Origin of the sequence: Mesorhizobium sp. ESP-6-4 (assembly GCF_020164735.1) — a bacterium.
GTDB lineage: Bacteria > Pseudomonadota > Alphaproteobacteria > Rhizobiales > Rhizobiaceae > Mesorhizobium.
Genome location: NZ_JAIUGS010000008.1, coordinates 191,250 through 208,901, shown reverse-complemented (window position 1 = coordinate 208,901; position 17,652 = coordinate 191,250). Strand labels below are relative to the sequence as shown.

Below are 17,652 nucleotides of genomic sequence, written 5' to 3'. Positions count from 1 at the left end.
GACGGCAAAATACCTCGCGGTCCGATCGCACTGGTCGAGGTGCAAGGCTACGTCTTCGCAGCCTATCAAGGCATGGCCGCCTTGGCAGCCAAACGCGGAGACGCCGCCAAGGCGGCGCACTGGAGCGCCATGGCAGAAAAAATACGCAGCGCAGTGGAGGCCCGGTTCTGGATGCCGGACCGCAATTTCTACGCTTTGGCAATCGATGGAGAAGGCAGGCAATGCGCGGTGCGCGCCTCCAACGCGGGTCACCTGCTCTATGTGGGGCTGCCCTCGGCAGAACGGGCGAAATCAATCGCCGAGCAGTTGCTGTCGGGGCATCTGCACAGCGGTTGGGGCGTTCGCACCTTGGCCGACGACGAGATTCCGTTCAATCCGATGTCTTATCATAACGGCTCGATCTGGCCGCATGACACGGCGATCTGTGCCGCCGGCCTAGCCCGTTACCAGAAGCGCACCAGCGTCGTGAAGCTTATGAGCAGCATGTTCGAGGCGGCGGTCCGGTTCAATATGCGGCTTCCGGAGCTGTTCTGCGGCTTTACGCGGGCGATCGGTGATGCGCCGATTGCCTATCCCGTCGCTTGTCTGCCGCAGGCATGGTCGGCCGGTTCCGCGTTTATGATGCTGCAGGCCTGCCTGGGGATCCGCATCGACGGTTGGAAGCGCGAGATCAACGTCGATCGCCCGCGGTTGCCGATAGGCATCGACAACATCGTTATCCGGCACTTAGCCGTGGGCGAGGCGAAGGTCGACCTCAATTTCCAGCGCGTCGGCGACCGCGTCGTCTGCTATCTAGGCGAACGGCACGAGGGCCTGGTTCCCCTGGTCGTTCGCTCTTAGCAACCGGCACAGTAGGGCCTGCCATCGATGCTCGCTATGGCATTCAGGTGCTGCTGGTGAGGCTCGCGGCTCCTCTTGAACCGAAAAGAACTCCTTCCAATCTTTTCTCTTGGTCTCCAGCCGAGGGTGCAGGTGTTCGAATATTACCGTTGCATCTGCGGAAACGACCAATGGGGTCAGTTGTTGACGGGAGGTCACTATGGACGGTGGTGTTTTCAAGCAGCCGGTTTTCGTAGGGGAGAATGGCTATATCCAAAAGATCGACTGCGTGATGGATGCCATTGAGTTTTTGGAAGAATGGCCTGTGGAGAGACGTGGCCTGCTTCACGCGGCGGCCTGCGAAGCGTGCTACTCGGCTTATGACGGTCGCAAACCAGTCGAGGCCGCACACAAGGCCTTTACGACTTGGGCCCGCAAGGTTGGCGTGATCGAGGACGTGCCCACAGCGCCGTCGTGGATGACTGGGCCAAAGATCAGCAACGCCAACCTCTTGTGAGGCGTGCGAAAGGGCTCCTCGTCAGGCGCGGCATGCGATGAATACGTGCGGAGCGAAACGCCGCGTCAGGGGCGCGTATATGGGACCTCGGCCGCCCCTCTTCCTATCCCATAGAACCGGGGTTGACTGATGGAGGCCGCGCCGCTGCAAACGCTGTCTGTTCGGCCGGACGACTTCGCCGCTCTCATGGAAGTTCGATCTCGCCGTCCACCACGTGGGTGAGGCCAGTGCCTTCCGCCGTCAGAGTCATGCGGACCTTCAACTTCTTGCCGCCGATTTGCCCTTCGCGCACCGTCTCCTCGATCTTGCGCTGGGAGGTGACGCCGACTTCCTTCAGGAACTTGCGGATCGACATGTTGAAGGCATCTTCGCTCACGGCGGAACTCCTCTCTTGTCCGATAGGGATTTTAAGGGAAGGCAAAGCATCAAGGAAGCAGGAGGGTGCCGTGTCCCCATAGGACTGGATTCCTAGCCCGAAGGAGCGTCGGGCTCGGCGATTGGAAGGTATGGAACCGTGATTGGCCTCTGCTGTCGCTAGTTGCGAAGGCAGAACGGTTTTCCAGAACCAACAATGGGGCTCGGCGACGTTGGGGTCTGTCCAATGGGCGAGAGCCCCTAACCAGGTTCTGTTTTCCACATCGATGACCATGCCTTCACTCCTGATCCCGATCGGGTCGATCTCCCGGATTTGGGTGCGGCCACTGGAAGCGGTGCGTCCTGCTGGCGAGACGATAAACGACAAAAAGCAGTCGTTCTGGCAGGATCCAAGCCAAATACGCCAGCCTCAACCACTCACCCCTTGCAGCGAAGTCGGAAGTGTCAGCCCCGGTAGCGTGCCATGGACACCCGGCGGCCCGCCGGCGCCCTCAGCATCCAGAAATTGGCTTATTGACGCACGATTCCGCGGCATTTCTCGCGTGATTTCATTTGCTATCAATCACATCGAGCCCAGTGTTGCAGAACCGGACTGGTCGTCTCATATGGCGCCCTTCGCCGGGGGCTGTCGGTCCCGCATCCCGCCTTACGGCGGGCGCTATGCTGATGCTCCTTCGGCCGCCCTGTTGAACCGGTCTCAGGGCCACGAACCTGCTCCGGCACCGAACTGACCTGTTTGCGCTTACGGACATTTCGGTGCCTCCACTTTGTACGCCCTTTTCACATTGGTCGGGCGAGCGGTGGGCTCTCCCGATGGCGAGGCCGAGAAGGGCGGAGTTTTGAGCGACGGATTGATCAGGGAAAGAGAGGAGCAAAGGCCCGGTGCGTGCAGATGTCGCGGAAGCAGAGTGTCACCGAGAGCGGCGGCGGCGCACCGTGCCGCTTGCGCGCCAAGGCCGGCAAGGGAAGCTGCGCCGCGGCGCAACCCGCCACAATCACTGTCTTGCATGCCGCGCCCTTGCCCGCCTTGCTCTTCGCGGCCTCCTGTTCCTGCCCAATTGCTTGGGCGAGGACCGAATAGAAGGGAGGCGCTGCACAGGTGCGCGGGCGAAAATGGAAAAAGCAGAAATTGAAGGGCTGAAGGACAAGGTACCCTGCGCTGCCGTGCTGGAGCGCGCGGGGTTCGCCCTCGACGTCAAGCAGAGCACGCGCAAGGCGATGAAATATCGCCGTGAGGCGTCGATCATCATCGTCATCCATGACGGCAAGGGCTGGTTCGACCCGCTTGGCGACGACAAAGGCGATGTCTTTCGCCTGGTCGAACATCTTGAGAAGGTGCCGTTCGTCGAAGCCATGAACGACGTCGCCAGCCTCGTCGGGTTCGTGCCGTCCGAGCCTGTCTGGCAGCGGGTGTCCCGCCAGCGGGAGCCTGTCCTGTCGATACCGGAGCGCTGGCACGCACGGCGCAGGCCGTGGCGCGGATCGGCGACCTGGCGCTATCTCACCGAGGGCCGGCATCTTCCCGATCGCATCGTCCGTGCCGCAATCAGCGCCGGCGTTCTGCGCGAAGGCCCGCACGGCTCGATGTGGGCTGCCCATGTCGACACCAACGGCACCGTTGCCGGCTGGGAAGAACGCGGACCGGACTGGCGCGGCTTTGCCACCGGCGGCGCCAAGGTGCTGTTCCGCCTCGGAAGTCCCGATGCGCTGCGCCTTTGCGTGACCGAAGCCGCGATCGACGCCATGAGCCTTGCCGCGCTTGAGGGTTTCAGCGCCGACACGCTCTATCTCAGCACCGGTGGCGGCTGGTCGCCGGCAACCGATGCGGCGCTCCGCGCGCTTGCCGCCAAGCCGGGTATTGAGCTCGTCGCGGCTACCGACAACAACAAGCAGGGCGACATCTATGCCGACCGCCTGCTCGGGCTGGGGGAGGAAGCTGGGTGCGGCGGTGATCGCCTTCGACCTATAGCGGATGATTGGAACGCCGATCTGAGAATGAAAGCGGAAGCAGGAGAGGAGGAAGGAGGAAGGAGGAAGGAGGAAGCTGCCGCATGCCCGCCGGTCGCCTCAAGGGTGAAGCTTCGCCCGGCTCGCGCCGGCCCTTGACCCGCCCGGGCGGAGAGTCGGCCGCGGGGGGAGGGTCCGGAAGAGCCGAAGAAGATGGTGATCCATAGGGGATGAACCGCACTCCGGCTCCGCACAAGGCCAGGAGCCTCCCATGACCCAATCCTTCATCCGCAAGATCTACTTCGGCGTCGCCGATCGCCGGCAGATGTTCCGCCTCTTCGACCGCCACGCCCAGCGGCCCGATCGCTGGGAGAATGACGACAGCGGCCTGTTCGCCGGCGAGTGGTTCGAAATCGCGCGAGCCGAGCACGATTACATGCTCGACCTGCTGCCGCCGCTCTGGATGCGCGGCGAGATGTTCGCCCTGCGCGAGTTCCTCACCGAGAGCCTGACCAGCGTCTTCTACACACTGCGCATCAACGGCAAGACGCGCTACTTCCATGCCTATTGCGACCTCGCGCGGCCCCGCTCGCCGGTCGAGATGCGCGACGCCATCGTCGAACGCGAATCCTGGCCAGTGAAGGCGATGACGCGTGCGGAGCGCCTTGAGCATGTCTGGAGCGCGACCCATGACGAGTACCGCAGCTACGCCGGGGAGCGCCTCGGAGCCGAGCATCGCGGCAAACGCACCATCCTCGTCTATGGCCTGGGGAGGCCCGAGCAGAAATTGCTCGATGACCTGACCGACGACGAGATCGCGGCCAAGCTGCCGGTGCATCTCAGGCACCTTCCCGTCCGCGCAGCGGCGTGAGGGAGGCGGCGATGTTTACCTTCCCGATCGTAGCGGTGCGCAAGGCCATAGAACGCGGCATCGAGGATGCCGCGGCCAATGGCGGCTTCCGCGATCCTTACTACGGCACCCGCCCCGGCGAGGGCGAGAGGGCGGGCGTGTGGCTGGTCGGCGACGAGGGCGTCTACATCATGTCCAACGGCAGGCTCGCCGAAGGGGCACGCGCGCTCGTCATCTATTCCGAGCAATGCCATCCGAGGGGCGACGTTGACTGGTGGGACTACAAACGCCGCCAGTTCGGCGCCGATGACGGCATCGAGTTCATCGAGGCCGAGCGTCTGCTTCCGCCGTTCGACCGCAACCTGCGGGCTACTCACCTCAACGTCGAACTCACTGAGACCGAAATCGCGCTCTCGCTGATCACCCGCTGACTTCCCAAGCCGCGACATCGATCGCCTGGCCGACCCGCTCGGCCGGGGGTTTGCGCGCGCCTTCAAGACGAGGATTTCTCCAGATGTCCAACGACGATCCATTCACGCTCGATCTGTTCAACACCACCACGCTCTCGTCCAGTCTCGGCTTCGGCATCACCGCCTTCGGCAACGACTTCGGCGCCGAGAAGGCCGAAGCCGAAGAGACTACGACGCCCGCCGTGCCGGAGTCGCAGCCGGCCTTCCAAACCGTCCACTCGCTGTGCCGCGCGGCCGAGGCCGGCCTGGATGGCAACAACTTCTTCCTCGAGACCGATCGCGGTCTTGCCCGGAGCTGGAAGCAGCGAGCCCGCGATAATCTCGATGCGATACGGCTCGCCGCCGAAATCGAGAGCGCCGATCGGCCGGCGACGCGCGAGGAACAGGCGCGGCTGATCCGCTTCACCGGCTTTGGTGCGTCCGAGCTCGCCAATGCGCTGTTTCGCCGCCCCGGCGACGATGCTTTCCGCGCCGGCTGGGACGCGATCGGCGCCGAGCTCGAGGAGATGGTGTCGAGCGCCGACTACGCCTCCCTCGCGCGCTGCACGCAATATGCGCACTTCACGCCAGAGTTCATCGTTCGCGCGATGTGGGCAGGCCTGGTGCGTCTCGGCTGGCGTGGGGGCAGGGTGCTTGAGCCGGGTATCGGCACGGGATTGTTTGCGGCACTGATGCCGGCAAAACTGCGCGACCAGGTGCACGTCACCGGCGTCGAGCTCGATCCGGTGACCGCGCGGATTGCCAGGCTACTCCAGCCTCGGGCACGCATTGTCAACGCCGACTTCGCCCGCACCGACTTGCCGGCTGACTTCGATCTCGCCATCGGCAACCCACCCTTCTCGGACCGTATCGTCCGCTCGGATCGCTTCTATCGGTCGATGGGGCTGCGCCTGCATGATTACTTCATCGCCCGCTCGATCGACCTGTTGAAGCCCGGTGGTCTCGCTGCGTTCGTCACCAGCTCGGGCACCATGGACAAGACGGATTGTTCGGCACGCAAGCACATCAGCAAGACCGCCGATCTCGTCGCCGCCATCCGCCTTCCGGAGGGCAGCTTCCGGGCCGACGCCGGCACCGATGTGGTGGTGGACCTTCTCTTTTTCCGTAAGCGGCCGCACGCCGAGGCCCAAGGCGATCCCTCATGGCACGATACCGACGAGGTCAGCCCGGCAGATGGCGACAATGCTGCGATCCGCATCAACCGCTGGCTCGCCCGGCGGCCGGATTTTGTGCTTGGCACGCATGCTACGACGTCGGGACGGTTCGGCGAGACGTATACCTGTCTCCCGTGTCCGGGCGTCGATCTTGCAGAGGCGCTGTCGGATGCCATCTCGCTTCTTCCGGAAGCCATCTATGACGGCGAGCCCGAGAGGATCGATGTCAAAGGCGGGCACACCGAGCACCCCGGTGAAGACCGCCCCGTAGGCCCCTCGATCCGAGAGGGCAGCTTCTTCGTCGCCTCAAACACGGCGCTGATGCAGATGGTCGACGGCGCGCCAGTGACCCTCACCGTTCGCAAGGGCCGATCGAGCGATGGGGTGCTCGACAAGCACGCCCGCATCATCCGCAAGCTGATCCCGATCCGCGACGCGGTGCGCGAGGTCCTCAAGGCGCAGGAGCTGGATCGGCCGTGGAAGGCGGCGCAGGTCAAGCTGCGCATCGCCTGGTCAAACTTCGTCCGTGCCTTCGGTCCGATCAACACCACCGTCGTGTCGACCAGCGAGGACCCGGAGACCGGCGAAGTGCGCGAGACGCATCGCCGCCCGAACCTCGCCCCGTTCCTCGATGATCCCGATTGCTGGCTCGTGGCTTCGATCGAGGACTACGACCTCGAGACGGACACCGCCCGGCCCGGTCCGATCTTCACCAAGCGGGTGATCGCACCGCCCGCGGCCCCGATCATCAATTCGCCAGCAGACGCTCTCGCCGTCGTGCTGAACGAGCGCGGTCAAGTCGATATCGATCACATCGCCGAGGTGCTGCATGTCGATCCCGAAATGGTTATCGCCGATTTGGGCGACGCCATCTACCGCGATCCGGAGAGCGGCGCCTGGCGGACCGCCGACGACTATCTCTCCGGCCAGATCCGCGGCAAGCTCAAGGCCGCTGAAGCCGCCGCGGCTCTCGATCCCGCCTTCGAGCGCAACGTTAGCGCCCTCGTAGCTGTCCAGCCCGTCGATCTCGGCCCATCCGACATCACCGCGCGTCTCGGCGCGCCCTGGATTCCGGCCGCCGATGTCGTCGCCTTCGTCAAGGAAACGATGGGCGCCGAGATCCGCATTCACCACATGCCCGAGCTCGGTTCTTGGACGGTTGATGCCCGCCAGCTCGGTTACCTGGCGTCCGGCACGTCCGAATGGGGCACCGAGCGCCGGCATGCCGGTGAGCTCGTCAGCGATGCGCTCAACAGCCGCATGCCGGAGATCTTTGACACCATCAAGGATGGCGACAGCGAACGGCGCGTGCTCAATGTCGTCGACACCGAGGCGGCCAAGGAGAAACTCACCAAGATCAAAACGGCCTTCCAAAACTGGATCTGGTCCGATCCCGACCGCACCGACCGGCTGGCGCGGGTCTATAATGACCAGTTCAACAACATCGCCCCGCGAAGGTTCAACGGGGACCATCTGCAACTTGCGGGCGCCTCAGGCGCGGTTTCTCTTTATGGACACCAGAAGCGCGGCATTTGGCGCATCATCTCGGCCGGTTCGACATATCTCGCGCACGCCGTAGGCGCCGGCAAGACCATGACCATGGCGGCCGCCGTCATGGAGCAGAAACGGCTCGGTCTCGTCGCCAAGGCCATGATGATCGTCCCCGGACATTGCTTGGCGCAGGCCGCGCGCGAGTTCCTGGCGCTCTATCCGATGGCCCGCATCCTCGTCGCCGACGAGACCAATTTCAGCAAGGACAAGCGACGCCGCTTCCTCAGCCGCGCGGCCATGGCGAATTGGGACGCCATCATCATCACTCATTCGGCCTTCCGCTTCATCGGCGTTGCGTCCTCGTTCGAACAGCAGATGATTCAGGACGAGCTCGCGCTCTATGAGTTCCTGCTCACCAAGGTCGAAAGCGGCGATCGCGTGTCGCGCAAGCGCCTCGAGCGGCTGAAGGAAGGCCTCAAGGAACGTCTGGAGGCCCTCGCAACCCGCAAGGACGACCTGCTCACCATCTCCGAGATCGGCGTCGACCAGATCATCGTGGACGAGGCGCAGGAGTTCAGGAAGCTCAGCTTCGCGACCAACATGTCGAGCTTGAAGGGGATCGATCCGAACGGCTCGCAGCGCGCCTGGGACCTCTATGTAAAATCCCGCTTCGTCGAGACCAGGAACCCGGGCAGGGCGCTCGTCCTCGCCTCCGGTACACCGATCACCAATACGTTGGGCGAGATGTTCTCGGTGCAGCGCTACCTCGGCTACGCGGCTTTGTCCGAGCGTGGCCTCCACGAGTTCGATGCCTGGGCTTCGACCTTCGGCGACGTCACTACCGAACTCGAGCTGCAGCCCAACGGCAAATACAAACCGGTCACCCGCTTCGCCACCTTCGTCAATGTCCCTGAGCTGATCGCCATGTTCCGCACCTTTGCGGATGTGATCACGCCCGAGGATCTGCGCGACTACGTCAAGGTGCCGGCGCTCTCGACCGGCACGCGGCAGATCAGGACCTGCAAACCATCTGTCGCGTTCAAGCGCTACCAGGCTCTCCTCGACGCCCGGATCAAGGCGATCGAAGGGCGCGAAGCGCCACCCGAGCCCGGCGACGATATCCTGCTCTCGGTCATCACCGATGGCCGCCATGCCGCGATCGACCTCCGCCTCGTCGATCCGGACAATGACAATGAGCCGGGCAATAAGCTCAACGACCTCATCGCTAATGCTTACCGCATCTGGCGCGACACCGCAGACGCAGCCTACGTCCGGCCGGACGGCACGCCTTTCGAACAGACTGGCGCCGCGCAGATGATCTTTTCCGATCTCGGCACGCTCAATGTTGAGCGGACGCGGGGCTTCTCGGCCTATCGTTGGATCCGCGACGAGCTGGTGCGCATGGGCGTGCCGGCGGCCGAAATCGCCTTCATGCAGGACTTCAAGAAGTCGGAGGCCAAGCAGCGGCTGTTCGGCGACGTCCGCGCGGGCAAGGTCCGCTTTCTCATCGGCTCGTCCGACACCATGGGCACCGGCGTCAATGCCCAGCTCCGGCTCAAGGCGCTGCATCATCTCGACGTGCCGTGGCTCCCCTCGCAAATCGAGCAGCGCGAGGGTCGCATCCTGCGCCAGGGCAACCAGCACGACATCGTCGACATCTTCGCCTATGCCACCGAAGGCTCGATGGACGCCCAGATGTGGCAGAACAACGAGCGCAAGGCTCGCTTCATCGCCGCTGCACTTTCGGGGGACACCTCGGTGCGCCGCCTCGACGACCTCGGCGAAGGGCAGGCCAACCAGTTCGCCATGGCCAAGGCGATTGCCTCGGGCGACCCGCGCCTGATGCAGAAGGCCGGGCTCGAGGCCGACATCGCCCGGCTCGAACGCCTGAGGGCGGCGCATCAGGACGATCAGTTCGCCATCCGCCGGCAGATCCGCGATGCCGAGCGCGACATCGAACACTCGACACGTCGCATTGGCGAGATCGGCCAGGACCTCGCGCGGCTGGTTCCGACGACGGGCGAGGCGTTCCGCATGAGCGTGGGCAATGCGACATATGTCGAGCGCAAGCTCGCCGGCCGCGCCCTGATGACCGAGATGCTGACCTTGATCCAGCTCCAGCATGCCGGTATCCGCACCATCGCCGCGATCGGCGGGTTCGAACTCGAATATTGCGGCAAGCGCTTTGGCCAGGACAGCTATGGCTACGTCACCACCTTGCTGCGCGCCGGCGGGGCGACGGAAGTCGAGTTACCTGTCACCACCACGCCGCTTCGCGCGATTGCAAAGCTCGAACATATGCTTGGCAATCTCGAGGAGGAGCAGGAGCGCGCACGCCACCGGCGCGCGGAGGCCGAGCGGCGGCTCGCGTCCTATCGCTCTCGCGAGGGCAGCACCTTCGCCTTTTCGGGCGAGTTGGCCGACAAGCGCCGCCAGCTCTCCGAAATCGAAAGATCGTTGTCGCAGGACATCGACGGCGTACGCCCCGCTGAGGTGCAGGCGGCGTAACCTGCCCCCAATGTTCTGAGCGGCCTTCGCCGGCTCGGTGGAGGGGCCTTCCCGAACGAGCAGGGAAGCGGAAAAGCAAGGAGGACCGCTCGCTGATCGGGTGGTCCGCCGACGCTGACGCTCAATCGCGCCCGTCGCAATCCCGGCCCGTCATCCTGCGCAGGGCTGAAGAAGCCCCGCTTGGCCAGCCGGGCAGGGATGCTCCAGCGCAATTGCCCCGTCCCGCCCGCTCCGCGGGCCGGGGGATGTCTTCGGAAAGAAGACGAGAAAGGACCGGCGACGGGCCTGTCCGTAACCCTTCAAGGAGCATTCCCATGGAACTGAAGTTTGTCGATCCGCGCTCGCTCAAGGAAAATCCTGACAAGGCGCGCCGCTCCAAGTCAGCCCGCAGGCCGACGCCCTGCTGCAGGCGACGATCAAGGCGATCGGCGTCGTCGAGCCGCCGATCGTCTTCGCTGAAGGCGATGGCGGCAATGGCTTCGTCATCGATCAGGGTCATCGCCGCGCGAAGCAGGCGGTTGCTGCAGGTCTCGAAGAGATCGCCGTTCTGGTCGTGCCTCGAGCCGAGGATGGCGGTGCGATGCGCTCGCTGGCCACCTCGATCACGCACGAGCAGCTCAACCCGGTCGATCTTTGGCGTGCCATCGAGCGTCTCGTTGCGCTGAACTGGACCGAAGAGTCCATTGCGATCGCCCTTGCGCAGTCGGTGCGCCAGATCAAGAAGCTGCGGCTGCTCGCCAATGTGCTGCCGGCGATGCTCGACGCAATGGCCAAGGGCGATATGCCGAACGAGCAGCAGCTCCGCACTATCGCGGCCGCTTCGCTTGAGGAGCAGAAGGAGGTCTGGAAGGCCAAAAAGCCGAACAAGGGCGATCCGCAGGTGTCGTGGTGGAGCATCGCCAACGGTCTCACCAAGCGCCGGATGTACGCGCGCGACGCAAGCTTTGGCGACGAGCTGCGCGAGGCCTATGGCATCGCCTGGGTGGAGGATCTGTTCGCACCGGCCGACCAGGACAGCCGGTACACCACCGACGTCGAGGCCTTCCTCGGCGCCCAGCAGGAATGGATGACTCAGAACCTGCCCAAGAAAGGCATCATCACCGAACCGAACGCCTATGGCGAGGGGAAGCTCCCGCCAAAGGCGGAACGCGTCTATGGCACGCCGAAGAAGTCGGATCACGCCGCGATGTATCTCGACCGCGAGGGAAAGGTGAAGACCGTTCACTTCCGTCTGCCCGAGGCCAAGAAGAAGGCCAACGCGACGGAAGCCGCCGAGGCGGTCGTCATGCCGAAATCGCGTCCCGATGTGACCCGTAAGGGCATCGAGATGATCGGCGACCTGCGCACCGATGCTCTCCATGAGGCGCTGTCACGGGCGCCGATCGAGGACGACACGCTGTTGGCGTTGCTCGTTCTCGCCTTCGCTGGCCAGAACGTGCGCGTTGATTCCGGTGCCGGCGGCGATCATGGGTTCGGTCGCCGCATGCCTCGGCACGCCGCCACCCTCTTCGATGCCGAGGGCAAGTTCGCTTTCGACGCCGAGACTTTGCGCATCGCGGCCCGGGGCGTCCTCATCGATGCGCTCTCCTGCCGCGAGGGCATGAGCAAGTCGGGCGTGGTGGCGCTCGTCGCAGGAGGCGCGATCGGGGCAGACAGCTTCCTCGCCAATATGGGCACCGAGGACTTCCTGTCCTGTCTGTCGCGTCCAGCGATCGAGGGCTCGTGCGCCGACACGCCGGTTCTGCCGCGGGCCCGCGTAAAGGACACGCGGGCCGCGCTCGTCGAGCACTTCAAGGAAGGGCACTTCGTCCACCCGGCTGCGCTGTTCGCTCCCGATGCGGCAAGCCTGACCGAGTGGCTGTCCAAGAGCACCGTCCCCGAGGCCGATGACGACGTTGGGCTTGAGGTCGACGGCCTGAGTGGAGAGGACCATCCTTCCGAGAAAGGCGGGCTCGAGGAAGGCTACCGCGAGGCCGCCGAATAGACCTCGCCTCCTTTCGATCGCTCTGCCGCCGCCAGGTTCGCCTGGCGGCAGCAGGTGTACGGCCGCGGCAGCGAGCGCTGGCGATACAATGGAACTCCGGCGTAGGCTCAGGGCCATGATGGTGTGACCGTGTGGTGCGTGCCGAGACACCTTCGGTCGATGAATAGGCAGGTGGCCATGATCACCTGCCCTTGGTTCCAATGTCGAAGTCGAGGCCCGTGCCGGTCCTCACTCGGGCTTCATGCGGTCCTGAACCGGCGGCCGTCCGCTTCAAGGCCGCGTTCCGCGCCGCGGGGCGGCCGGATCGGTCCGGTCTCGACATGGCGGGCCCGCGTCCCGCGCGAGGGCTGAAGAAAGCCCTGCTTGGCCGCAAACCTTCCATGCTCGTCTCGGTCCGCCCGGACCCTGAAGCGCCCGTCATTCCGCCGGTTCCTTTGGTCCGCGCCCGAGGGAGGGCCGGCACGGAACCGGTCCTGGCCTCGAGAACCAAAAGAAAGGACATGCCAATGACCAGGAAAGCCGCCAATTCCCGCGCAACCGCCCGCGTCGCTCCGTTGCGCAAGGGCACTACCTTCCAAATGGTCCGCCTCGTGTGCCCCGACGCCGCACAGTGCTTTGGCCTCCCGGTGCTCGACAGCGACGGCATTCGCGACTTGCACGAAAAGCTCATCGTGGACACGGCCGCGGCGCTCGACGAGGGGCTGGGCGAACGCGCCATGCAGATACACCTGCAACGCGTCGTCGGTGCCTTTGTCGGGTCCGCCTACGGGGCCGGCCAGTTCTACAGCCGGGCGGTTTCCGAAGCACGGGACGCGACGGCCAAGTCGGCCTGCGACGATCGGAACGAAGACGTCGGTGGACCGGTCGGCTTCGACAGCGCTGCCCAGCGCAAGCGTGAGTTCGCCGCCGATATGGCACTACAGGCCCATGCGCTGCGCATGGCCGCCGAGGGGGCTATCGCGGCCTACGAGCAGGTTGTAGGCGAGGTCTGGAAGCCCTTCGAGCGTCCAGTCGAAAACCCCGGCCAATCCGTCGACCGCAAGGCGGCCGAATTGCAGATGGCGGCTCTCGGATGAACGTCGAGGGCGGGGCTCCGGTCCCGCCCTCCTTCCATATCGAGCGCGTCCGGTTCGTTCGTCCGTCGCATCGACTGCGCGGGGCCCAGCCGATTTTCATATGCCGAACATGCCGCTTTCTACCATCGCCAAGTGAACCTTTCGTCGCGAGTGCCGCTCCTGGCGCACGAGGAGAGACGACCTGCTGCCATCCGGTGCGCTTCGTCTCCCAATTTTCCGCCCATGGCGACCAACTCGACAACGACAATCTCTCGCTCTAGCGATTTCATGTGCGCGACTTTGCCCCGGGTTCGCATGTCGCTTCCGGCGCGCGACGCTGATGGGAGGGCCGCCGATGCCTGCTCCTTTCGCCAGCCTCGGCCCGATCGGTACCCTGGGCTCCTTCACGGTTCAATCCCCGCTCTCTCGTGATGGCTTTCCTGATGCGGCTGCGGATCTTCCCCGATCAACCCGCAAGGGGTCCGCTAGCACACTGCGGCCGCTCGGCTGAGGCCTTCGGGTGATCGCGCCCGCCTCCGCACGCTGACGGAGCCATCGAGCGGGAATTGGCCCGCTCCAAGATGGAGCCTCAGATGTCCCACGATCTCATACTCGCCCAAAAGGCCGCCTGGTCCCTCGCCCGCACTCTCATGGTCCCCGTTATCCTCTTCCAGGTCGACAACGAATTTGGCGTCATGCCCGCCTCTGAGCTCGACAACGCCGATGTCGAAATCCTCTTCGAATACGATCCCTATAGCGGGGGCCGGTCGGTTCATTGAACCGGCCTTATCTCCACGGCATGCAGGCGGCGCCCAGCGCCGCCTTTCTGTTTTCTGACGTCCGCTCGCGCCCCGTTCTGGCCCGAGGTCCTGGCGGAGCCAGGCAGTCAGCGCAACGGCTTCGCCGTCCTCCGCTGTCGCTGCGGCCAATGACCATCCCATCGTGCAACCACGACGGGTCCCCGGTCGGGTGCGCGGCCGGCCTCCTGCTCCGCCCAAGCGGACCCCGTCACGGGGCCGCGATCGGCGCGGCCTCCAACTGGAGGTTCATGAAATGACCAGGAAAGAAAATGCAGATGGCATCGATATCTATGCGCGCATCACCGGCCGCATCGTAGCCGAGCTGGAGAAGGGCATCCGTCCTTGGATGCAGCCGTGGCAATCGAGCAATGCCTCCGGCCGCGTCACCCGGCCGCTCAGGCATAATGGTCTGCCCTATAACGGCATGAATGTGCTGCTGCTTTGGTCGGAGGCTGTCGCCCGCGGCTTTTCCAGCCCGATGTGGATGACATTCAAGCAGGCGCTGGAACTTGGCGGCGGCGTTCGCAAGGGCGAGACCGGCTCTGTGGTGGTCTTCGCCAGCCGCTTCACCAGGACGGAGACGGACACCCAGGGCGAGGAAATCGACCGCGAGATCCCGTTCCTCAAGGCGTATTCCGCTTTCAACATTGCGCAAATTGATGGCCTGCCGGACCAGTTTTATCGACCGCAGGCGGAGCCGCTGCGCGATCCGATCGCCCGGATCGAGCATGCCGATCGGTTCTTTGCCAATACTGGGGCGGTAATCCGGCATGGCGGGGATCGCGCCTACTTCGCCCCGGTGACGGACCACATCCAGATGCCGCCGTTCCAGACGTTCCGGGACGCCGCGTCATACGTTGCCACGCTCAGTCACGAGGCCACCCATTGGACTTCGGCGCCGCATCGCGTGAACCGCGACCTTAGCCGCTACGCCAAGGATCGCAGCGAGCGAGCGCGCGAGGAACTGATCGCCGAGCTCGGAAGCTGCTTCCTCTGCGCCGATCTTGGTATCGCGCCGGAGCTCGATCCCCGGCCGGACCATGCGAGTTATCTCGGTTCGTGGTTGAAATGCCTCGCCGACGACAAGCGCGCAATCTTCTCGGCCGCGGCCCATGCGCAGCGCGCCGTGGCTTTCCTGCATGGCCTTCAGCCGGAGGCCGCAGAAGAAGGCGAGGCCGCCTGATGTCACGCAGGAACCTTCGGAGGACGTGGCCATGTGCCTTCCCCGTTGCTTCGCACGGCCAAGCCTTCCGACAAGTATGACGGCGAAACCTTCCAGATAACTCGCGAAATCGATCCCCACGCGGGTTGATCTGCAGAGCCGGGACAGTTTCGTTTGCGCGGCATCCTAAATTTCGAACCGAAGTTGCCGTTGTTCCGGCGGCCACACATCGCTTAGCGACGAAAGCATGACGCCCAACAGCCGGATTCCTTTCTGTATCGGAAACACCGACCTCAGGAGATCGGCTGCGAAAGGTTCGAAGTCAGAGAACTCGAGTGGCACCGACACGGTACGACTGCGCGTGATCTGCTGGAAATCGGCAAATTTGACCTTCAGTGTGATCGTCCGGCCCCGGATGCCCTTGCCTTCACAGTGTCCCCAGACCTTGGCTGTCAGCGGCTTAAGTTCGGTGATTGCTGCGGCGAGTTCCAGGATGTCGGCTGCAAACGTATCCTCGGCGCCGATCGATTTGCGCGGCCGATCCGGCTCGACCGCGCGTTCGTCGATGGCGCGCGCGATCTGATAGTACCAGAGTCCTAACTTGCCGAAATGCTGCTGCAGGAAGGGAAGCGAGCGGTCCTTGAGATCGGCGCCGGTCTCGATGCCCAGCGCCTCCATCTTGGCGGCCGTCGCGGGACCGACACCATGAAATTTCTTGACTGGCAACGTCTCCACGAAGCCTGGCCCATGGCGGGGCGTGATGACGAACTGGCCGCTTGGCTTGTTCTGGTCGGACGCCATCTTGGCGAGGAATTTGTTATACGAGATGCCGGCGGAAGCGGTGAGACCGGTCACCAGCAGGATCTTCGCCCTGATCATCTCGGCGATCGTCGTGGCAGACGAAATGTTGAGCCTGTTCTGCGTCACGTCGAGATAGGCCTCGTCGAGCGAGAGCGGTTCGATGAGATCGGTATGTTCGGCGAACACCTCGCGGATCCGGGCCGAGACGGACCGGTAGACGTCGAAGCGGGGCGGCACGAAGACCAGCTCGGGGCATTTGCGCTTTGCAGTGACGGAAGGCATCGCGGAGCGAACGCCGAAGGCGCGGGCCTCGTAGCTTGCGGCAGCCACCACGCCGCGCGCGGCGGCCCCGCCAACGGCAAGCGGCTTGCCGCGCAAGTCCGGATTGTCGCGCTGTTCGACCGACGCGTAGAACGCATCCATGTCAACATGGATGATCTTACGCGGGTCGGCGCTGCGGTCAGGGGCCATATGGCTGCAATGCACTTCAGGATATGTGCTTCGTGCTACCGGATCTTACACTCTCAGATCGCAAATTCAGCCTGCGCGCGCCGCTGATGGAGGCGGGAAATCCGAAAACTGTCCCCGGGAAGGGGACGAAGCACTTCATGTTCGGGACGCGTCCTGTTCAGCCACGCCGAGCGCTGGTCTCGGCGCAGCACCGCCATCTGGCGATCATGGTAGGGCGCGATGTCGTCATTGGCCTGGATCGTGAGGATTGCGTAGGCCTCGGGCCAATCGCGGCTCGCCGGCCGCCAGATGCCGGCGAAATAGAACCAGTCATCGTTGACGAGGCGAAAGCTGTAGTTCTTCCCCTGGCTGCGGTGCCGGAATTCGGACGCCGGCACGAGGCAGCGATGGCTCGGGAACGATCGGTCCTCTGCGCGCACCACCGTGAAAGGGCGCCCGCCTGGTTCCTTCGGCTGAAATCCCCACGGCAGCTTGAGCATCTCAACATCGCCGCCGTAGCGTCTTACGATGACGCGGGGTTCATCGAGCGGGGTGTCGGAATCGAAAACTGTTGCGCTCATCGCCAAAAGAACATAACAGGAACGCAGCCGCCGCGCAATGGCCCAGAGACAGGTGAGACATGTGCAATGATTATCGGCTGATGGTGGACGTCGCGTCGATCGTGGAGGATTTCGCCGATCTCAAGATCAAGATCCGCTTCAGTGAAGGAGCGCCGAACATCCAGGCGCGCGAGGACATCAAGATAACGGATATCGGGCCGATTATCCGCCCAGTCGACGGCGTGGGCGGCGAGGGTGACCTTGTTCAGCGCCGTTGGAGCTGGCCTGGACCGAACAAGAGGCCGGTCTACAATTTCCGCTCGGACGGTCGCGAGTTCGCCTCGAACCGCTGCCTGATACCTGCCGATGGATTTTACGAATTCACCGAACCGACAGAGAAGGGCAAGAAGCGCAAGGACAAGTGGCTCTTCACCAAGCGGGACGAGCCGATCTTCTGCATCGCCGGGATCTGGCGAGATACCAGTGATGTCGGGGCGGCGTTCACGATGCTCACGATGGAACCCGGTCCCGATATCGCACCGTATCACGATCGACAGATCGTGATCCTGGAGCGCAAGGATTGGGCGAGCTGGCTTGATCCGTCGGTATCCGCCAAATCGCTGATCAAGCCGCTTCAGGCGGGGACGCTGGTCGTGGAGCAGGTCGGGTGATGCGACGCCGGTGCGCTGCTGAATGCGGCCCGACGTGG

General features: G+C 64.1%; 13 protein-coding genes and 1 pseudogene. 11 read left to right on the top strand and 3 right to left on the bottom strand.

Features of this window, described 5'->3' with window-relative positions; all coding sequences use genetic code 11:
- Positions 1 to 840 (top strand): amylo-alpha-1,6-glucosidase (locus LB523_RS17580; protein WP_318011973.1); only part of this gene is annotated, 840 nt, incomplete at its 5' end.
- Between the two features lie 199 nt (positions 841 to 1,039).
- On the top strand, positions 1,040 to 1,336 hold the full coding sequence (locus tag LB523_RS17575; RefSeq protein WP_140841443.1) for a DUF982 domain-containing protein: 297 nt from the start codon (positions 1,040 to 1,042) through the stop codon (positions 1,334 to 1,336).
- Positions 1,337 to 1,520: 184 nt separating this feature from the next.
- Here the strand turns inward: LB523_RS17575 and LB523_RS17570 are convergent, their stop codons facing one another.
- The gene (locus LB523_RS17570) at positions 1,521 to 1,712 is read right to left on the bottom strand and encodes a DUF6494 family protein (RefSeq protein ID WP_140541140.1); all 192 of its coding nucleotides are present in this window, start codon (positions 1,710 to 1,712) and stop codon (positions 1,521 to 1,523) included.
- Between the two features lie 1,112 nt (positions 1,713 to 2,824).
- Here LB523_RS17570 and LB523_RS17565 point away from each other — a divergent pair.
- The 8 genes and pseudogenes from LB523_RS17565 (at position 2,825) to LB523_RS17530 (ending at position 15,153) form a co-directional block, all read left to right on the top strand.
- Positions 2,825 to 3,817 carry a DUF3991 and toprim domain-containing protein gene (locus LB523_RS17565; protein WP_224605147.1) on the top strand — a complete coding sequence of 331 codons (993 nt, stop codon included), beginning with the start codon at positions 2,825 to 2,827 and terminating at the stop codon, positions 3,815 to 3,817.
- A gap of 112 nt (positions 3,818 to 3,929) precedes the next feature.
- Entirely contained in the window at positions 3,930 to 4,529 is a 600-nt protein-coding gene (locus LB523_RS17560) for a DUF1419 domain-containing protein (protein WP_224605144.1), read from the top strand.
- Between the two features lie 11 nt (positions 4,530 to 4,540).
- A complete protein-coding gene (locus tag LB523_RS17555; RefSeq protein ID WP_224605133.1) occupies positions 4,541 to 4,939 on the top strand; it encodes a DUF3085 domain-containing protein in 399 nt (132 codons plus the stop codon).
- Between the two features lie 83 nt (positions 4,940 to 5,022).
- Complete coding sequence (locus LB523_RS17550) at positions 5,023 to 10,131, top strand: N-6 DNA methylase (RefSeq protein ID WP_224605129.1); 5,109 nt, start codon at positions 5,023 to 5,025, stop codon at positions 10,129 to 10,131.
- Between the two features lie 314 nt (positions 10,132 to 10,445).
- A pseudogene (locus LB523_RS17545) lies at positions 10,446 to 12,115 on the top strand (ParB N-terminal domain-containing protein).
- Positions 12,116 to 12,621: 506 nt separating this feature from the next.
- Complete coding sequence (locus LB523_RS17540; protein ID WP_224605126.1) at positions 12,622 to 13,191, top strand: hypothetical protein; 570 nt, start codon at positions 12,622 to 12,624, stop codon at positions 13,189 to 13,191.
- A 572-nt stretch (positions 13,192 to 13,763) separates the two neighbouring features.
- Complete coding sequence (locus LB523_RS17535) at positions 13,764 to 13,949, top strand: hypothetical protein (RefSeq protein WP_095769172.1); 186 nt, start codon at positions 13,764 to 13,766, stop codon at positions 13,947 to 13,949.
- Between the two features lie 274 nt (positions 13,950 to 14,223).
- Positions 14,224 to 15,153, top strand: coding sequence for an ArdC family protein (locus LB523_RS17530; protein WP_224605122.1), 930 nt, complete (start codon positions 14,224 to 14,226; stop codon positions 15,151 to 15,153).
- A gap of 165 nt (positions 15,154 to 15,318) precedes the next feature.
- Here LB523_RS17530 and dinB read toward each other — a convergent pair whose 3' ends face one another.
- Together dinB and LB523_RS17520 are read right to left on the bottom strand one after the other, a co-directional pair.
- A complete protein-coding gene (gene dinB / locus LB523_RS17525; RefSeq protein ID WP_224605119.1) occupies positions 15,319 to 16,404 on the bottom strand; it encodes a DNA polymerase IV in 1,086 nt (361 codons plus the stop codon).
- Between the two features lie 53 nt (positions 16,405 to 16,457).
- A complete protein-coding gene (locus LB523_RS17520) occupies positions 16,458 to 16,964 on the bottom strand; it encodes an SOS response-associated peptidase family protein (RefSeq protein ID WP_224605205.1) in 507 nt (168 codons plus the stop codon).
- A gap of 59 nt (positions 16,965 to 17,023) precedes the next feature.
- On the opposite strand from LB523_RS17520, the gene LB523_RS17515 reads away from it, so the two are divergent.
- Positions 17,024 to 17,614: an SOS response-associated peptidase gene (locus LB523_RS17515; protein ID WP_224605106.1), complete on the top strand. Its 591-nt coding sequence runs from the start codon at positions 17,024 to 17,026 to the stop codon at positions 17,612 to 17,614.
- Positions 17,615 to 17,652: the final 38 nt, after the last annotated feature.

Excerpts from the sequence above, each read along its gene's own strand:
- LB523_RS17575 (WP_140841443.1), top strand. The coding sequence starts at position 1,040 with ATGGACGGTGGTGTTTTCAAGCAGCCGGTTTTCGTAGGGGAGAATGGC.
- LB523_RS17565 (WP_224605147.1), top strand. The coding sequence starts at position 2,825 with ATGGAAAAAGCAGAAATTGAAGGGCTGAAGGACAAGGTACCCTGCGCT.
- LB523_RS17560 (WP_224605144.1), top strand. The coding sequence starts at position 3,930 with ATGACCCAATCCTTCATCCGCAAGATCTACTTCGGCGTCGCCGATCGC.
- LB523_RS17555 (WP_224605133.1), top strand. The coding sequence starts at position 4,541 with ATGTTTACCTTCCCGATCGTAGCGGTGCGCAAGGCCATAGAACGCGGC.
- LB523_RS17550 (WP_224605129.1), top strand. The coding sequence starts at position 5,023 with ATGTCCAACGACGATCCATTCACGCTCGATCTGTTCAACACCACCACG.
- LB523_RS17540 (WP_224605126.1), top strand. The coding sequence starts at position 12,622 with ATGACCAGGAAAGCCGCCAATTCCCGCGCAACCGCCCGCGTCGCTCCG.
- LB523_RS17535 (WP_095769172.1), top strand. The coding sequence starts at position 13,764 with ATGTCCCACGATCTCATACTCGCCCAAAAGGCCGCCTGGTCCCTCGCC.
- LB523_RS17530 (WP_224605122.1), top strand. The coding sequence starts at position 14,224 with ATGACCAGGAAAGAAAATGCAGATGGCATCGATATCTATGCGCGCATC.
- dinB (WP_224605119.1), bottom strand. The coding sequence starts at position 16,404 with ATGGCCCCTGACCGCAGCGCCGACCCGCGTAAGATCATCCATGTTGAC.
- LB523_RS17520 (WP_224605205.1), bottom strand. The coding sequence starts at position 16,964 with ATGAGCGCAACAGTTTTCGATTCCGACACCCCGCTCGATGAACCCCGC.
- LB523_RS17515 (WP_224605106.1), top strand. The coding sequence starts at position 17,024 with ATGTGCAATGATTATCGGCTGATGGTGGACGTCGCGTCGATCGTGGAG.